Source organism: Dyadobacter sp. CECT 9275, assembly GCF_907164905.1.
Classification (GTDB): domain Bacteria; phylum Bacteroidota; class Bacteroidia; order Cytophagales; family Spirosomataceae; genus Dyadobacter; species Dyadobacter helix.
In genome coordinates this window covers 3525026-3542500 of sequence record NZ_CAJRAF010000002.1, presented here as the reverse complement: position 1 = coordinate 3542500, position 17475 = coordinate 3525026, and the positions used below count along the sequence as shown (strand labels likewise).

Genomic DNA, 17475 nt, shown 5'->3' with positions numbered 1-17475 from the left:
GGCCTAAGGTACAGCCGACAGGCGACTACCGATGGACAGCAGGTTAATATTCCTGCCCTTGCAATGAGTGTGAAATAGTGACGGAGTGCCGTGGATGGTACGTACTGACGGAATAGTGCGTTGAGCAGAGCCTACGGGCGAAGCGAATCATCGAAGATACTTCCAAGAAAAGCTATTGAAACATCAGCTTATTGCAACCCGTACCGTAAACCGACACAGGTAGTCGAGAAGAATATTCTAAGGTGCTCGAGTGAATCACGGCTAAGGAACTCGGCAAATTAACCCTGTAACTTCGGGAGAAGGGGAGCCTCCTCGCAAGAGAGGCCGCAGAGAAATGGCCCAGGCGACTGTTTAGCAAAAACACAGGGCTCTGCCAAAACGCAAGTTGACGTATAGGGCCTGACACCTGCCCGGTGCTGGAAGGTTAAGAGGGGATGTCATCGCAAGAGAAGCATTGAATCGAAGCCCCAGTAAACGGCGGCCGTAACTATAACGGTCCTAAGGTAGCGAAATTCCTTGTCGGGTAAGTTCCGACCTGCACGAATGGTGTAACGATCTGGGCACTGTCTCGGCCGTGAGCTCGGTGAAATTGTAGTAGCGGTGAAGATGCCGCTTACCCGCCACGGGACGGAAAGACCCCGTGCACCTTTACTATAGCTTTGCATTGTTTTCGGGTCAGGGATGTGTAGGATAGGTGGGAGGCTGTGAGCCGGTGTCGCCAGGCATCGGGGAGCCAACGTTGAAATACCACCCTTCGCTGGCCTGGGATCTAACTGCTCAATGAGCAGGACCGTGCATGGTGGGTAGTTTGACTGGGGTGGTCGCCTCCAAAAGTGTAACGGAGGCTTCCAAAGGTCTGCTCAACACGCTTGGTAACCGTGTGTGGAGTGCAATAGTACAAGCAGGCTTGACTGCGAGATCGACGGATCGAGCAGGTGGGAAACCAGGGTATAGTGATCCGGTGGTTCTGTATGGAAGGGCCATCGCTCAAAGGATAAAAGGTACGCCGGGGATAACAGGCTGATCTCCCCCAAGAGCTCACATCGACGGGGAGGTTTGGCACCTCGATGTCGGCTCGTCACATCCTGGGGCTGGAGAAGGTCCCAAGGGTTCGGCTGTTCGCCGATTAAAGTGGCACGCGAGCTGGGTTCAGAACGTCGTGAGACAGTTCGGTCCCTATCTGTGGTGGGCGTAGGAAGATTGACGGGGGCTGCCTTTAGTACGAGAGGACCGAGGTGGACCCACCGCTGGTGAGCCGGTTGTTACGCCAGTAGCATGGCCGGGTAGCTATGTGGGGAATAGATAAGCGCTGAAAGCATCTAAGTGCGAAACTAGCCCGAAGATGAATCTTCCACATAAGGGTCGTTGTAGACTACGACGTTGATAGGCTGCAGGTATACGTGTAGAAACACATTGAGCTGAGCAGTACTAATTACCCAACAGCTTGCATTATTAATATCATTCTTTATCTCTTCTACTTCCAATATGACATGAAAACTAAGTAAACAGTTTTAAGTAAGCAGTAGTTAATATGATTATTGCGAACTCTGAACTAAATACTTATGACTCAAAAGATCTTGTTGGTGGCTATTGGCCGGGTGTTCACCTCTTCCCATCCCGAACAGAGAAGTTAAGCCCCGAACCGCCGATGATACTTGGGTCAAACCTGGTAAAGTAGGTAGCCGCCACAATACCATAAGAAGAAAAAGCCCGTCTCAAAAGGATGGGCTTTTTTCATTTGAGCCATTGGCCTGGTGTTCACCTCTTCCCAGGCTACGCGCCCCGTCCCGAACAGAGAAGTTAAGCGGGGCTGCCTAAGCCGGGGGCGCCTAGCCAGCGTGGCTCGGCCCCGAACCGCCGATGATACCGGGAGACGCTCTCTTGGGTCAAACTTGCGCGGTCCGATCTGGTAAAGTAGGCGGGACGCGCAGTCCGGGACGCGTAGTCTAGCCGCCACAATTATTAAATCTAAAAGCCCGTCTCAAAAGGATGGATTTTTTGTGCTTGTCAGATAACCCAGACAACGGATCTGGTCAGGAATGGTAAAAGCGAAACACTCGTTAAGGAATGCCATTACTAATGGTTGACTTCAAAAACATATTTTTATGGGTATCTTTTTGTTATTATCTTCATTTTTCCTGCTCTTTTGCCTTTTTTTTCTTAACATGGCAGAAAGGGGCCTTTATACGAGAGCTCGTTTATCAATAGTCCTGTCTCTGATCGCAAACGGAATCATTACCTTTTTTTACAGTGAACTCTTTTCTTTTTTTGACGCAATAGGGCAGGTTTCGGCTAGTATATTCTGGAGTTTAGTGGTCATATTGTCTGGTACTTTTCTCTGGTATCTCAACAGAAGAGGAAAAATACGATTGGACGATCTGCTCCTTCTTAAAGCAATCAGTCGCCTTAAAGGACTTAGTGTTTCCAATAAAATCATTACCTGGGTGAGTTTGTTGCTAATAGTCATTCCGTTATTTTTTCTGGCGGTTTACGCCCCTGCAAACAACTTTGATGGTCACAGCTATCACCTGAACCGTGTGCTGTTCTGGATTGATAATGGTAATCTTGGACATTTTCCCACCCAACACATTTTTCAGCTGTATCTGAATGTATTTGCGGAATACCTGGTACTTCAGACATTTCTATTATCAGGTTCCGACTATTTCTCAGGACTCATTCAATTTGGTTCCTTTATTGGTTCCTTGTCTCTAATTAGCTTGCTTGTCAAAAAATTGGGGTTGAAAACAGATACTCAGCTACTTGCCTGCCTATTGTTGCTCACCCTGCCCATTGGCATTTTCGAAAGTACAAGTGTGCAGGTAGATTACGTGGCCTGTTTTTTCTTTATTGCCTATGTTTATTTCGGGTACAGCTTACTCGAAGAGCGATCCTGGATTACACTTTCGGCAATGCTTGTATCGCTATCGCTCGGTGGTTTTACCAAATACCCTGTCCTGATTTTCGCGATTCCGTTTACGGTCTACTTTGCAGTTTGTATTCTCATACAATATAGATTTACTTACGCGGTTAAGGTAGTTATCACAGCTATTGTGATCCTGCTGGTCACTTTCGCGCCTTTTTTTAGCAGAAACTACCAATTGTTGGGCCATATTATGAGCCCGCCGGAAGATAGCCGGCTCTTTGCTGAGAAAATACCTTCGGACAAGCATTCTTTTCTCTTTACGGTATCCGGTATAGTAAAAAATGCAAGCCTGCACCTGAATATCCCGAGTACGGCGGTTAATTTTTCTATTGAAAAAGTGGTGAGAAACCTCCATGATAAAATGGGCGTAGACATTGATGACCCCGCTTTGAGGTTAGACCGCTTTCGGGTAAGGTATTCTGTGCATGAAGATATGGTTCCTAATACCTTTCATTTTCTATTGATTCTTGTTGGAGGAGTATTTGTTTTCTTTATTTCGGGAGCACGCACTATAAAGTGGTTCTGGGTGTGTTCGTTTTTGGGTTTTGTTCTTTTTTGTACCCTGCTTAAATTCCAATTATGGAGCAGCCGAACCCACATGCCGTTTTTCGCGATGGGCATTGTACTGGTGAGCTATATTTACAGCGATGTACTCCGCTGGAGGATTGAATTTCTGGTCATCCCCTTCCTGGTCATGTCAAGTCTCTTCGTATATGGTAATCCGAACAAAGCGCTGGTTCCTGTTGTTTATCTGACTCAGAAGGCAGTTGCGCATATTCCTGTGGCCATTTGTTATCAGGACAGCCTCAGGCTTGAAATGTTCCGCAAGCATTTGAGTGAATATTACTTATTTAAGGATGGAAATGATTGCCACCCTTTAAAACAATGGCCCTCCGGTTACTGGGAGAGAAGAAAGGTTTTTTCTATATTGGAAAAATACGGATATTATGATGAAGACCGAAATGCTACGGTTTTCAGAACATCTCGTGCGAAGGGTTATTTTTTAAGTCATCTGGCGAATTACCAGAGCTTTGGGCCCCTGCTTGATCACATGAATTTCAACCATAAAAATGTAGGGATCTTATTTCTGAGAGATGTTGGCTTTTATCATTATTGGGCAGCTATGGCGGAGAAACAAGAGAATCCCGGCATGATGAAATACATACGGTATCGAAAGGAACTTTCTGTGCTTGAGAATGCGAAGAAACCATTTTGCTATGATTATATCCTTGCCGATGATGCGAATCTGATAAGAGAGCTTATCCCCAGGGAAAATATTGATACGGTCTATCAGCAGCCTTTGTTACGGCTGGTTAAGCTGAAAAAGCCAAGCTGTGACGTTTATACGTTTTAAACATAGGATCACAGGCTGGTACCTCGTCTCAGGACTTAACAAGGGCAGCTTATGAGCCACATTTGTTGTGAAAAAAATAACCGCAGGTTGACGTCTTTTAGGCAAAGCAGTCAAAGTACTTGCCTGGGGGCTTATCTTTTCATGATCAGCACCGGATCCCTTGGTTTATTTTTCATTTGGCAAGCCTCAGCCCAAAGTCGTAACGCTGGTCAACAACCCTCTTGAGGATACCGATCTGCCCGCAATGGTACATGGTGTGCTTTATGTTCCACTCAATTGCTTCGCGCTTGGTCAGGGCAATGGGGTGAGGTGTGGGCGTTGGTTCAAGCGGATTATCCAGTTCTGTCGGCGACAGAGCGGCCAGAATTTCCAAAGATCTTCGTTGCATAAATTTCAAATCGTCCCATAATTGCAGGGAGTCTGTTTTTCCTTCGGAGTAGGAGGGGAATGTCTCCGTAAACCAGGTACTATATTCTTTGATCGGAAGCTGCTTGAGAATATCCATTTGGTGCCCTCGGATGACCATAATGGAGTGGAAGTAATGGCTGATAATCAAATGCCCCACCTGCCAGTCGATACTGGTTTCAATAATATCTGGAATGATTTTCCATTTCTCAACAGGAGTTGTCCCAACCAATTTATTGACCCATTCGTAAGCATCGGAGGTTTGGCGGATGTATATTTCTGTTTCGGTCATAAGCGGTAGAATATTAAATGGGTTGGATGGATTTGCTATTCCGGGTGCTCAAATTACTAAAATTTACTTCAAGCGACTTCGGGTATTCCTTTGTTATTTAAAACTGAAAATTGATTCAACAGGCGGAGCGGCGATATGTGTAGCAGGTTTGTAAGGGAGTCCCAGTACAGCTGCCATGGTTGCAGCCAGCTGCTCCTGGTAAATAGCCGGATGTCCTTTCATCTCGCCATAGGCCTTGGTAGACGGCCCCATTGCAGCAATCCAGATTTCCCCCGAATCCGGAATGTTTGGTCCATGTGAGGTCCATTGCTGTTTCGCCGCATCGCCACGGCCATGATCACAGGTAATCAGCAGTGTGGTCTTGTTCTTGTATTGCGGCATGGATTGGATCATTGTCCAGAAACGCTCGATCATCTTATCCTGCGCTAATGCAGTTTCAAGGTATTGATCGTAGTTTCCTTCGTGCGCAAAGGCATCTGTTTCACCCATTGCCAGATACAGCACCCGAGGTTTGTATTTTTTTACATACTCTTTTGCAGCAAAATAAGTGAGCAGATCGGGCCGTTCGGTTGTCGGTTTAGCGGTAAGGTGCTGCATTTCGTTCAGCAGCATGAACTCCGGTGCTGCGAAAGCCAGAGAGTCGCTGTCGGCATTAACATATACCTTACTATTTTTTCTATCCATCAGAAATGGAAAAAGATCCGAAGTAGCAAAGAGCGCCACTTTGTACTCAAAACCCTTTTGTGCGTTAATCGTCTCGAGTACGTTGGTCGATTTATTGGTGACCAACCGGTTGGAACTGATCTCATGATTCACATGTCCTGTCAGCATTTCACTGAAACCGGGATAAGTGAGCTGATAAGGGTTCCGGACGTTTACATAGCTTTGCTGCCAACGATTGCCGTACAACTGGCCGGATGTTGCAATGGTCCGCCAGAAGAATGGAAAGAGCTTTTTCCTTCGGATTTGAGGATCTGCGTCCCAGAATCGGCTTAAAACGCGATTTTTGTTACGGGTAAAGGAGGGATTGTTGATCAAAGCCGAATCTGCACCGGCAAATACTTCCTGCCAGCGCATGCCATCCAGGACAATCACGACAAGATTTTCGGAGGAAGACCTTTGCCCCATCCCGGGCAGTATACTAAAAAGTACTGTAGACAGTATAAGAAAAATGCGTAACATGTGCGCTGGTAGATTAAGATTTGACGCTAAGGATACTTCTGTCTGGCTAGAAAAGTCTATTAAATAACTCAGGAAATTTGATTACGACCGGAGAATAGGAGTTTTTAGATATACCGGGGTTTTCCAGACTGGTAAATAGCTATATTTAAGATAAGTAAGGTGTGTATTAGAATATTCTGAAAATAAGAGCCATAAACCAATGGTAACCAGCAACAACTCAATTAAATGAAAAACCAAACTAATGTACTTTTGAAAGCAAAATTGATTTTGATGGTATTCGTAGGCACGTTCCTGACAGTTACGCTTTTGGCGCAACCTCAAATGGGTAAGCATAAGGAAATAAAAACAGGAGAAATATTAACCCTGCATTCAAAGATTTTGCAGGAAGAGAGAGAAATCTACATCAATAAACCTCCCGGATATGATACCTTGACAGGTAACCTTCCGGTAATTTACGTGTTGGATGCTGAATACCGATTTGCCTTGGCTCAAAGCATCATTTCGTATTTTTACATTACAACTAAAATACCGAAAGTGCTTATTGTGGGAATCAGTAATCCAAACCCTCAGGCAAGGAAACGGGATTATCTGCCTGCAAAAATGGGAGGTGAATCAAAAAACTTTACGGACTTTCTGTCAACGGAAGTTTTTCCTTTTATAGAGAAAAATTTTAAAACAAGCGGGGTAAGATATATTGCCGGGCATTCTCATGGAGGTATTTTTGTCGTTCATACACTTTTAACCAACCCATCCATGTTTGATGGTTACCTTGCCACAGATCCCAGTCTTAAAAATATGTATTCCGAAACGGATACCCTTTTACGGCAAAATCTGGACAAAAAGAGACTTTACCTGGCTTCTTCTGATGTGGCGTATGGATTTATGGAGGATGTGGCCGCAGATATGCAGGCAGACTTTTCGATTTTCCGAAAGTACCTCTATCAATCCCATGACCAGAATCACCTGAAATTCAAAACCGAACATCTGAATGACGATCATGGAAATTCCTATATCCAAGGGTTTAGCCGGGGTTTAAGATATATCCTCAACTGGCGTTTTGAATAAAAGTTATTCTTTAAAATACACCAACGGGCGGAGCATTTATCTCATGTATACTTTATTATTGGTTAAATCGATGAATGCTGAGTTTCCCATCAGGCCGTAAAGAATGGTTTTGTTATTTGTTAATCGGACATAGCCAAACTCGTTGAGCGGGATAACCTTGATTGGAAAATACTTATTGGTTTTGCTATTTTTAATTTTATCAGCTATCCGGCTTAAATTTTCTTCTTCTTTAAAGGAATTAATGTTATTCAGATTTCTTGACAAATACTCTTTTACATAACCGTTATTTACATCATACGGAATCAATTCTTTTTTGACCCTATATCCTTGCCAGTGATTGTGAGAAGTGTCCTGAAAAACCGGATGTACGGATAAAATACTTTCGGTATGCAGGACGTTCCTTTTTGTGCAGGAAAACAGAAATACTGCAAAACATAAAAAACAGATTATTTTCATATTAGCGGATCTATTATCAAACCTGATGTAACACAATTGAATCAGATTGGTAATCAGGAGATTATCGCCGAACAACCACCTTTGATATTGCTAGGGAAACGTCCTTTTCTGTGGCAATGATATCGTAGCTGAGCGTATCTCCCAGAAGTAATGCAGTACCTGTCAGCAGACCCTTGTTCCCATTTAATTCATACTCGCTGTTGAATATCAATGCGTTCTGAAATTCCACGAAAACATTATTCATCGTCATAACCTCCTGCTCATCTGGTGTGGTATCCGCGTAGTCAGTATTTTCTTCGATTGCTATCTTGACGTGGTTGTTGTCTATCCTGGAAATTTTCCAAATCGTTTCGATGACGGAAAGCGGCGTCTTTTCTTTAAAGTAATAATTGCCGACGAAGCCGTTTGCAAGGTCGGGGTTCGCTTCCTTTTTACAAGAAACAATGGCGAATAACAAGAATAGCGCGTACCGCTTCATACTGGTGGGATTAATGTTGTCCGAAAGCTAGTAAAAAAAACCGCTCGAACGGATCAATCGGTTACTTTTCAATCTTTAATTGTTGCGGGGAGCCGAATGTTAAGGCAATATCGGATGCTGCTTTCCCCTTGCCAGGTTTTTATTGATTAAATGGCACTCATATAATTCGATCCGACTTTAAAAACATTAAATTGGCTTCTGTAACAAACGTTGGGTCACAGTATGAAAATCTCCAGGATTTTAATGATTTCAGCAGGGGTTATTTCGACATTTTTGCTGGTTCTCTTCATTCAAAAATTGAAATCGTCTTCCATAATATCCCGCGATTCTCTGGACTCAACATCTCATGAACCTGTCATTGGCACTTTCGAGCTCAATGAGCAGAAAATGACGTATTCATTCTCACACTACTTTTTGAAACTTGATAAGCACGCTGATGCGGGGTCAATCAACAAATTGATTGCACAAATCCCGCAAGCAGAGCATCTGATCATTACTATTTTAATGCCGGGAACCGACTTTGCTTCGGTACCGAATTTGCTTGAAGAGGTGCGTGAAGGGGATTATGACGCAAAGATCGAGGCGTTTTGCCTGGCATTGGCGAAGAGGTCTGGTACTATCTATTTGCGCTGGAATCCAGAGATGGAAGTTCCTGTGAAGCTGCATCCCTGGCAATACCAGGCGCCAAATGACTACATTGAAGCATTTAATCACTTTTGTAAATTAGCTAAGTCCGTTTTTCCGGCGGTAAAATTTGTGTGGGGGCCAGCGGGTTACCCTGGTTCAGATGAATATTGGCCTGGACCTGCTTTTGTGGACTACATAAGCGTGACGATCAACGGTAAGTCAGAATCGGCAGCGACTGCCTTCCCGGATGTCAAGGACCTTGAGGAGAATGTCAGACGGAAAATACAGCGAATGCGGATGTTTGGAAAGCCGGTGCTTGTAATAAATGCAGGAACCGGCAGTGAGGCTGATCTTAAAGCGGCATTGGCAAAAGCTGCTGCAGGTACGCGGCTAAATGCTAAGCTTCTGTATCAGACACAAGACACTGCAAGCACTTCAAAGGTTACTCAGAGGGGAGCACCGCTGGTCGGTGTGTATGATCCAAAAGAATTGCTGGTCAATTCCGGACTGATTGGTGCAGAACATGTTTTTGTTGATCTGATTAATGTGCAGAACGGGCAGTTCGAAAGGGATTTCAATGCAATCGTTTCTCGCCAGCACGACGTAATTGTGAGCGTAGAGCCGTGGCATAATGCAGCAGTCAAAAAAGATTCAAATGTGCTTAGCAATGTTATTAACGGCATTTATGATGCTGAGTTTGCTGAGATCTACCGTGTGCTTTCAACCAGTAAACGCACCGTTTACCTGCGTTTTGCACACGAAATGGAGATCCCGATCCACAGGTATGCGTGGCAGAGCCAGGATCCGGTACTCTATATTAAAGCCTTTCGGTATTTTATGCATTTTAACGGGTCAAAAAATAGGCGCATTAAAAAAGTGTGGGGGCCGGCTGGCGACCGGGGCGCAATTGAATGGTGGCCCGGTGATGATGTTGTGGATTACATCAGCATCGCCATATACGGTTTGCCTGATAAAAATATTACAGATCCTGAGCAACAGGAGTCTTTCGAGACCGTTTACAATCGCAAACGTTACCGGATGCGGCTGGTAAAGAAGCCAATCTTCATCACTGAATTTGGTGTGAAGGGCCCGGAAGATTTCCAGAAAAGATGGTTGGAAAAAGCGGCCAAAATCATTGGTAATGCCCCCGAGATCAAAGGGGTCAGCTATTTCAATCTAGTCGATAACCCCAAAGTCTGGGGTGATATTCCAGCTCCAGACTGGAGTGTGAGCAAACAAACCTTTCAGCATTTTGTAAAAACCTTATCAACGGCCCGATGATTTGGCAGGCAGGGTAAGCGGTGTGTTGAGGCTGGAATCAATAATATCTATCACCAGGTCATTATTGAGCACAAACAAGTAAAGCCTGTAAGTGAGCGGATCATTGGGTATTCGCAGGCTAAGATCAGTGCCGTTACCCACGTCCTTCGAGGAAATGAGGTTGAAGAAATCATCCATTTGCACCAGCTTCCATTCAAATTTTAGATTGGTCTTAATGTTTTTTGCCAACGACCAATTTTCATCCCTTTTTATTACTGCATGATAGTCAAGAACTGAGCCGGCAACGGTCGAGGCAGCGGGTCTCAGTATTTTGATTTTTGGTGATTCCATTGGTTCTTCGCCACCTTTCCATTTGGCGGCAAGCTTTAAAAATACATTTTTTTTGCGGCCAGCCTGGTCTTTGACCCCATCAAAACTTACACGCTCATAAGTATGTTTATCCTGCCAATTTGAAATAAATATACCGGCAGAATCATCCGAAAGTTTATTATATACATCGAATTCGGCGTAACTGATGAAATGTGGAAAGTGGGTCGGGATGGTAAAATCGGGCGTGTTATTGTTATATACGAGTCCATAAGATCCGATTTCTGGTATGGCAGCGCTTATCCTCGCAACGACGGCAAGCATCTTTTCAGATACCTCAATGTCTAATGTGATCTCGCGTGTGGGATCAGCATTTTTCATTTGCAAAATCAGCTTTTTAAGCCAAACAAGATATGCATCCTGCTGATGAACCAGATCCGATTGCCGATGATACAGGATCAAATTCTGAAAGACAGGATTTCCAAGGTTCCAGGAAATGATATTCTTGTTTGCTTTATTCTTGCCTATGACTCGTAATATTTTTTGGGTTAACGCTTCTAAACTTTGTTTGTCCTTTGCAAAGTTAAGGTTATCTGGTACCCAAAATCCATAATGAAGATTCATTCCTTGCTGGCCCGCAACGCTGAGTATATTATGATCGTAAAAGCTTGGGCCGTAGAACTTGACAGTGTTAATGCCAATCTTTTTCATTTCTTGAAAATCTGCGACGAGTTCTTTTTTTGTAAACGCCTGATATTCGTTTTTCCAATCAGAGCCTTTTAAATAATTTATTCCATGCGCTCCTGTAAATGAAGTCAAAGAACTAGAATCTATTTGACAAGACCCGCGGTCAATTGAGACTTGATTATACTGCTTTTCGGCTTTATTTGGATTATCTCCAGGTGGGTTCTGACTGGGCATTTTATTAATTTCATTTCTGTCAAACCCCGGTTCATTTCCCAGAAACTTAAACTTTGCGCTATAGATCCAGACACCGAGCAGCAGCAGCATGACCAGCATGGATGTGTTGCGCAGGCCGGTATAAAGCTGGCGCCTTAACGTCCATAAGATACCTTTTACAACTTGTACCCGGCCCATCAGTGCATCTAGCCAGCGATGATTTGCCCTCAAGAGCCGAAACTGCTGCTGACGGCTTGCCGCAATCGAAAAGCACATAAAGAGGCAATTCAGTCCGGCAAAACCGGACATGACCAGATTGTAAGGGTTCCAGTCTGTGAGTAATCCGTAACTTATTGCGATAGCAGAAATAACCAGCACAATGAGATTAGGGATATTGAGCGGCCAGTTGTTGGCTTCATTTGCGTCTTTGGGCGTGGGCACGTAAGGCACTTTTTTCCCGACGATTGTGTAAATTAAGCCAAGAATAAATATCCACCAGCTGCCGATCAGCAGTAAACCCCCAACTATGTGAAAACCGCGTTCTTCGTCTTCCATCACCCACCATTGGACAAAAAGCCGGATCAATACAATGGATGCAGTTAATGGAAAAACAGCCAGACCAAATTCGGAGATATCCATGTGCATAGGGCTTGCTCCAAAACAAAGTGCGATAACCGGGATCAGAAAATTAATCAGGTAAATTATGCCGGACATGTAATGCATCGGAAGCAAGGCATAATGCAGTTTTTGCCTCCAGGTAAACTGGCTGAACAGTTTAGGATATGTCGTAACAAATAGATCGAAAACACCTTTGGACCATTTCAATTGTTGCTTGTAATAGGCAGAAAGCGTCGACGGCACCAGCCCGCGTGCTACAACTTCCGGCACATACACCGACTTCCATCCTTTCGCATGAAGGCGCATAGAGGTGTGTAAATCTTCTGCAAGACCTGCTGCATGCCCGCCAATTGAATCAAGGGCAGTTCGTCTAAAGGTGCAATTGGCGCCAATAGCCTGTACGGTTCCATACTTGTTCATGGTCATCATCATTGGCCCGTAAAATTGGTAGGTCTGCTGGGCTGCCCCCTTGGCGATAAGACTTTCGTCTGCGTTTCTGTAAGCCTGGACAACCTGGACATAACCGATTTGAGGATTGACGAAATGTGGAACAACGTGGTCTAGAAAATCGGCAGCAGGGACATGGTCCGGGTCCAGAACGAGGCATAACTCACCCGCTGACTGTTTTAAGGCATTATTAATGTTTCCTGCTTTTGCATCTGTCTTACAAGTCCTGGTGATATGATGAATGCCTAGCTGATGACAAACCTCTTTTAGGAAGGGATCATTTGCTTCATCACACAGGTAGGTTTCATGGGGATAGGTGATTGCTTTAACTGCCTTAAGTGTTTCCAGGATCATCTCATAAGGCTCACCCGCACAGAAAGTTGTGAATACGTCAACCGTGAAATCGCTGGTCAGTGGTGGAGTCGCTGGAACAGTAATATAAAGATAAAGGTACCATTCGTAAAGCAGTTTAAGGCAGGTGAAAAGGAACGTTACCATCAGCATCCAATAGAGCGGCGCGTATCCGTGCACGGCGCGGTTCAGAACACTGTAAAGAAAAAAGACTATTGCAACGCATCCAATCAAGATCATCACCCGAAGTGTGATAAGCTCTTTCTTTGTTGGAGGTGTGATTGAAATGTGCCTCATCGATCACTCATAACATAGAAAGGCGTATTGCAGGTTGCGAAGTTGCCATTGTAGTCATATATTTTTGCAAAAATACGGTAGGGGCCTTCCTCCATAGGCGACTTAAACAGAGTGGTAAGTTTCCCGTCGGTCTCAAATTTCGTATCAAGAGGGATAAGCTTGCGCGTATTGTTTTGTCCATTTTCTTTATACCAATCCTCCTTGAATATTTCCCAATTGACGGACATGACGCTGTCTTTGTCATGCATGACCAGTTCAGGTAGCATTGTTTGTCCTGGATTGAGTAAGATATTGTCGCCGGCGCCCTTGTGATTGAGCAGCATATAACGGATCTGCGGATAGTGCTCGTCTGGAAGGGTTCTCTTCCAAATGTATTGCATTATTGCAACAGGCTCCGACTTTCTGCCGTGTTCATCAAATATGCTGAACCAGGTATGGGTAGTTTCTTGTTTGCTCCCCCAGAAAAATATAAAGTTGCCTATCAGGCGAGGGTCTTCCAGCGGCATGTGTTGTCGGTAACGATGTAGGATAATGTCAGCCTTCTTTTTGCTTGGGTACTCAATGAAAGCGCCCCATGCAGTGCTTTGGCATCCAGGCCAGGGCCCATCGGTTCCCCATTCCAACAACATATAGGGGCCGTTCCAAAACCATGAAAATTCGCTGAGATCTTTTCTCAGGAGGCCTAGATTGCTGAAAATATTAAAGGAAACCACATCAATGTCGCAGCGGAGCTGAATGTTTGTAATGTATTTTTTATTAAAATTCATGACGGTGGTGGTGATCGGATGATCAGGGTCTATCCGGCGGATCATTTTTGTGATCGCGTTGAATGCAGCGTAAAAACTGTTGTAAGAAGGTTTGTAGGGAAAGTCCAGCTCGTTACCCAGGCACCACATTAAAAGCGCGGGGTGATTCTTATGTCTATCAATAACTGACTGAAATTTAGATAATTGTCTTAAAGTTTTAATAGGATCATTGTAAAGTTCGGTCTGATCACTATTTTGGATGGGAAGGCCTGCTATGACCGCAATATCGTTCGCGTACGCACTGTCTAGAATCTGGCGAAGGTGCAGTGTGTCCCAAACACGAAGACAATTCCCGCCAGCCTCATGAAGCGTTTGGAAGTTTGATGTTCCGCTTGCTCCCTTAATCTCGAATACTTTCCCATTGCGCAGAATAGCATAGCCATTGTCAGATTGAACAATGCGGACTTTTGCCGCCGAATTTCTCTGTTCGTCTTTGCAAGACAGTAAAGTGACTGAAACGTATAGACAGGCGCAGCAGATTATTGAATATGCAATTTTTTTTACAGACAATCGAAGTCCGGCAAGGCCAAGAAGGAAGTTATCTCGATTCACAATCACTAGATAAAGAAAATCCAGTAAATTTCAAAAATCCTACCAAAGTTAATGGATAGAGTGTATGTGTCCCTGGGACAATCGAAAAGTGCAAATGGGGAGATTTTTTCCATAGATTTGGGATCTCATTTCCAAAAACGAAGGCATGGAGTTAGAAAGGTATCAGACCGAACAGCAAAGTGAAAATGCATACCTTTTTTACAGCGAAGGTGAAAATGGATATTTTCCGATGCTTGTGTCCGTGGATCGGGTCTTCGAAAATAAGCAGATATTCAATCTGGCCCTACTTGTATTGGACAAGAGAGGGAAATGGAGCGATAGGATCGAGACGAAGAACGGTGATGATGAGAAGATACTTGCAACTGCAGGAGTGATAGGCTTAGAGTTCTTGGCACAAAACCCTGATGCAACACTAATAGCAGCAGGTACAGTTATCAAAGATAAAGATGGCAATGATTTACCAAGGAAGAGAACTAGGAAATACCAGATGGGGATAAATAAGTACCACGACTTCTTATCACAGCATTATGATATCAGAGCACTTGTTGCTGATAAGGATGGTAAAGGTAATATACTAGGTAAGTATCCCAACTGGACAGGAAGATGGGAAATATTTAGAGAACGCACTAATTATGATGCCTTTTTGTTAAGTTTGAAGAAAGAAGTAGAAGAACAAGTGTAGATAGTAGAAAACATGACTAATCAAACACTTCAACCGGAAGAGAGGAAGCAAGCAACAGCTAGGCTGATATTTCGTGATGGTTTTACGCCTTATAAATGTGCAGCAGATCTTTCAAAACCTCTTACAGCACAATGCTTAAGAGTAGATGGTGTTACTATACTGGGTTCTGCTAACAGAGATGTACACGCTAACATCGAATACGTAGAACATAAGCCTGCTATTAAGTTGAAGAAGAAGAAAATCACAGGTTTCGCGGAGAAGATAGATCCTTTCGCTGGGAAGCATTATGTTGCGCCAAAAGCTGTACAGGATAAAATCGAAGACGTTAAGCAGCTCTTGAAAGGCAGCCCAATTCCAGAAGAGTTTCTGAAATAGGGGGGGACTGTAAAAATCAATGAAGCGGCAGAGCTGATCTTTCAGATATACAGTGATTTAGGACAAGAAAAAAGCCGAACTTTAAGTGATTTCTCACAAAAGTTCGGCTTAGTACCCCTTCCCGAACAGTTGTCGAACCAATTCCTCGATGATTTACAAACAATATCCAAATTATTTAGACATTGATGTATTGACAGGGGAAATGTTTTAGGCAATGCCCCGTGGATTTTTTTAAGGTTCGAATCCCAGCGGGATCACGACAAAGACGTTTGTGTGATCCCGCTGGGACAAATCTCGAACCATTTGCTGGAAGATTTAAAGCTTTTGAGCCATTTAATTGGAAAATTCGGTGAAACTGACCACCCCAATTCGGTTTAAACTGACCACCTGTTCCGGGCGAAATTGACCACCCCATTTCGGATCAAACTGACCACCTGATTCCGGAGTAAACTGACCACCTGAGAGATTAGAAAATGCTGTAGAATCAACCATATTTTTGGCACGAACCAATCGTGTAAAAGGTATGGCCAATTCGACAATCAGCATGAGCAAAATAAGACAGATTTTACGGATGTACAGCCAGGGCCGCAGCAAGCTCTGGATAGCGGAACAGACAGGTGTTTCCCGCAATACCGCTAAGAAGTACATGACCACTTTTGATGCGAGCGGACTTACCTTTGAACAGATCAACAGCCTGAATGATAAAGAGCTGGATGACTTTTTCGGAACGGTTAAACAGCAGCCACCGCAAGACAGATTGTTGAATCTGCAACGTTGTTTTCCGCAAATAGACAAAGAATTAAAACGGACAGGTGTTACCCGTCATATGCTTTGGGAAGCCTATAAAAAGGAATTTCCGGAAGGATTTGCTTATACCCAGTTTTGCTTTCATCTGACCAAATGGAAGGCCCGCGTTAACCCTGTGATGCATCAGGACCATAAGGCCGGCGATAAGCTGTACATCGATTTTGCAGGTGTTAAATTAAGTATTGTAGATAAAGAGACTGGTGAATTAACTGAGGTTGAAGTGTTTGTGGCTATCCTGGGAGCGAGTCAACTCACTTACGTGGAAGCAGTCAGTAGCCAGCAAAAAGAAGATCTGATCGCAGCTTGCGAGAATGCACTTCATTATATCGGTGGTGTGCCGGCAGCAATTGTTCCGGATAACCTTAAAGCTGCTGTTATAAAAAGCAATAAATACGAACCTACGCTGAACGAGGCCTTTGCCGATTTTGCTGATCATTATGGGACTACGATATTACCTGCACGCGCTTACCGGCCAAGAGATAAGGCGTTGGTGGAAGGTGCTGTCAAAATCGTTTACAGCCGTATTTATGCGCCTTTAAGAAAGCAGGTTTACAACTCACTGACAGAGTTAAACGCAGCTATATTGATTGCTCTCGAGGCTCATAATAACCAACTGCTTCGGGGCCGTAATTACAGTCGCAGACTCCAGTTTGAAGAAATTGAGCGCAGTGCTCTGGCCCCGCTTCCGATCCTGCATTATGAGTTCAAAAAACAGCTACATGCCACTGTAATGAAGAACGGACATGTCTGCCTGAGCGTTGACAAGCACTATTATAGTGTCCCATACCGGTTTATCGGCAAGAAAGTCAAGTTGTTGTATTCCAATTCTGTGGTTGAAGCATATTATCATTACGAACGTATCGCCCTTCATAAAAGGCTTAAAAGTCCCTATAATTATTCTACCGATAAAGAACATCTGGCCAGTACACACCGCTTCGTAACAGACTGGACACCAGATCGATTCTTGGAGTGGGCTTCCTCGATCCATGAAGATGTCAGGTTGTATATTCTTAAAATCCTGGATCGCAAACAGCATCCCGAACAGGCCTACCGCTCCTGTATTGGTATCCTCTCTTTTGCGAAGAAAGCTGGTGAACAACGCCTGATCAGCGCGTGCCAAAGGGCTTTAAGCTATGGTATCTACAACTATAAAACAATCCAGACTATACTGGAAAAAAATATGGATCAATATGAAGACAGCCTGTTTGCAGACGAATTACCCATGCCCAAACACGATAATATCAGAGGCGAAGACTATTATCAATAATCCT

General features: G+C 44.0%; 12 protein-coding genes and 2 rRNA genes (1 of these 14 running past the window's edge). 8 read left to right on the top strand and 6 right to left on the bottom strand.

Annotation, left to right across the window (positions count from 1 at the left end; genetic code table 11):
- The 3 genes from KOE27_RS22410 to KOE27_RS22400 form a co-directional block, all read left to right on the top strand.
- Positions 1-1452, top strand: a 23S ribosomal RNA gene (locus KOE27_RS22410); it begins 1365 nt to the left of the window's first position.
- 127 nt (positions 1453-1579) lie between these two features.
- Positions 1580-1691, top strand: a 5S ribosomal RNA gene (gene rrf, locus KOE27_RS22405).
- Positions 1692-2165: 474 nt separating this feature from the next.
- The gene (locus KOE27_RS22400) at positions 2166-4277 is read left to right on the top strand and encodes a glycosyltransferase family 39 protein (protein ID WP_229252883.1); all 2112 of its coding nucleotides are present in this window, start codon (positions 2166-2168) and stop codon (positions 4275-4277) included.
- 172 nt (positions 4278-4449) lie between these two features.
- Here the strand turns inward: KOE27_RS22400 and KOE27_RS22395 are convergent, their stop codons facing one another.
- Positions 4450-4974 carry a DinB family protein gene (locus KOE27_RS22395; RefSeq protein WP_215241004.1) on the bottom strand — a complete coding sequence of 175 codons (525 nt, stop codon included), beginning with the start codon at positions 4972-4974 and terminating at the stop codon, positions 4450-4452.
- A gap of 93 nt (positions 4975-5067) precedes the next feature.
- Positions 5068-6156, bottom strand: a complete 1089-nt coding sequence (locus KOE27_RS22390) for an alkaline phosphatase family protein (RefSeq protein WP_215241003.1) — start codon at positions 6154-6156, stop codon at positions 5068-5070.
- 225 nt (positions 6157-6381) lie between these two features.
- On the opposite strand from KOE27_RS22390, the gene KOE27_RS22385 reads away from it, so the two are divergent.
- A complete protein-coding gene (locus KOE27_RS22385) occupies positions 6382-7221 on the top strand; it encodes an alpha/beta hydrolase (protein ID WP_215241002.1) in 840 nt (279 codons plus the stop codon).
- Positions 7222-7738: 517 nt separating this feature from the next.
- Here KOE27_RS22385 and KOE27_RS22380 read toward each other — a convergent pair.
- Positions 7739-8155, bottom strand: a complete 417-nt coding sequence (locus tag KOE27_RS22380; protein WP_215241001.1) for a hypothetical protein — start codon at positions 8153-8155, stop codon at positions 7739-7741.
- A gap of 222 nt (positions 8156-8377) precedes the next feature.
- Here KOE27_RS22380 and KOE27_RS22375 point away from each other — a divergent pair, with 222 nt between their 5' ends.
- The gene (locus tag KOE27_RS22375) at positions 8378-10063 is read left to right on the top strand and encodes a glycoside hydrolase family 26 protein (RefSeq protein ID WP_215241000.1); all 1686 of its coding nucleotides are present in this window, start codon (positions 8378-8380) and stop codon (positions 10061-10063) included.
- Here KOE27_RS22375 and KOE27_RS22370 read toward each other — a convergent pair.
- Positions 10049-12982 carry a glycosyltransferase gene (locus KOE27_RS22370; protein ID WP_215240999.1) on the bottom strand — a complete coding sequence of 978 codons (2934 nt, stop codon included), beginning with the start codon at positions 12980-12982 and terminating at the stop codon, positions 10049-10051. The two genes, KOE27_RS22375 and KOE27_RS22370, sit on opposite strands and share 15 nt — an antisense overlap.
- Entirely contained in the window at positions 12979-14340 is a 1362-nt protein-coding gene (locus KOE27_RS22365) for a glycoside hydrolase family 2 TIM barrel-domain containing protein (protein WP_229252881.1), read from the bottom strand. The genes KOE27_RS22370 and KOE27_RS22365 overlap by 4 nt, the downstream gene beginning before the upstream one ends.
- Positions 14341-14485: 145 nt before the next feature.
- Between KOE27_RS22365 and KOE27_RS22360 the strand changes: the two genes are divergently transcribed.
- Positions 14486-15022 carry a DUF6934 family protein gene (locus KOE27_RS22360; protein WP_215240998.1) on the top strand — a complete coding sequence of 179 codons (537 nt, stop codon included), beginning with the start codon at positions 14486-14488 and terminating at the stop codon, positions 15020-15022.
- 12 nt (positions 15023-15034) lie between these two features.
- Entirely contained in the window at positions 15035-15397 is a 363-nt protein-coding gene (locus KOE27_RS22355) for a hypothetical protein (RefSeq protein WP_215240997.1), read from the top strand.
- 333 nt (positions 15398-15730) lie between these two features.
- On the opposite strand, the gene KOE27_RS22350 is transcribed toward KOE27_RS22355, so the two are convergent.
- Positions 15731-15943: a hypothetical protein gene (locus tag KOE27_RS22350; protein WP_215241772.1), complete on the bottom strand. Its 213-nt coding sequence runs from the start codon at positions 15941-15943 to the stop codon at positions 15731-15733.
- Between KOE27_RS22350 and istA the strand changes: the two genes are divergently transcribed.
- Complete coding sequence (istA, locus tag KOE27_RS22345) at positions 15942-17471, top strand: IS21 family transposase (RefSeq protein ID WP_229252658.1); 1530 nt, start codon at positions 15942-15944, stop codon at positions 17469-17471. The genes KOE27_RS22350 and istA overlap by 2 nt on opposite strands.
- Positions 17472-17475: the final 4 nt, after the last annotated feature.

Coding starts and splice junctions, on each gene's coding strand:
- KOE27_RS22370 (WP_215240999.1), bottom strand. CDS start 12,982: ATGAGGCACATTTCAATCACACCTCCAACAAAGAAAGAGCTTATCACA.
- KOE27_RS22375 (WP_215241000.1), top strand. CDS start 8,378: ATGAAAATCTCCAGGATTTTAATGATTTCAGCAGGGGTTATTTCGACA.
- KOE27_RS22390 (WP_215241003.1), bottom strand. CDS start 6,156: ATGTTACGCATTTTTCTTATACTGTCTACAGTACTTTTTAGTATACTG.
- KOE27_RS22385 (WP_215241002.1), top strand. CDS start 6,382: ATGAAAAACCAAACTAATGTACTTTTGAAAGCAAAATTGATTTTGATG.
- KOE27_RS22350 (WP_215241772.1), bottom strand. CDS start 15,943: ATGCTGATTGTCGAATTGGCCATACCTTTTACACGATTGGTTCGTGCC.
- KOE27_RS22395 (WP_215241004.1), bottom strand. CDS start 4,974: ATGACCGAAACAGAAATATACATCCGCCAAACCTCCGATGCTTACGAA.
- KOE27_RS22355 (WP_215240997.1), top strand. CDS start 15,035: ATGACTAATCAAACACTTCAACCGGAAGAGAGGAAGCAAGCAACAGCT.
- KOE27_RS22380 (WP_215241001.1), bottom strand. CDS start 8,155: ATGAAGCGGTACGCGCTATTCTTGTTATTCGCCATTGTTTCTTGTAAA.
- KOE27_RS22360 (WP_215240998.1), top strand. CDS start 14,486: ATGGAGTTAGAAAGGTATCAGACCGAACAGCAAAGTGAAAATGCATAC.
- KOE27_RS22400 (WP_229252883.1), top strand. CDS start 2,166: ATGGCAGAAAGGGGCCTTTATACGAGAGCTCGTTTATCAATAGTCCTG.
- istA (WP_229252658.1), top strand. CDS start 15,942: ATGAGCAAAATAAGACAGATTTTACGGATGTACAGCCAGGGCCGCAGC.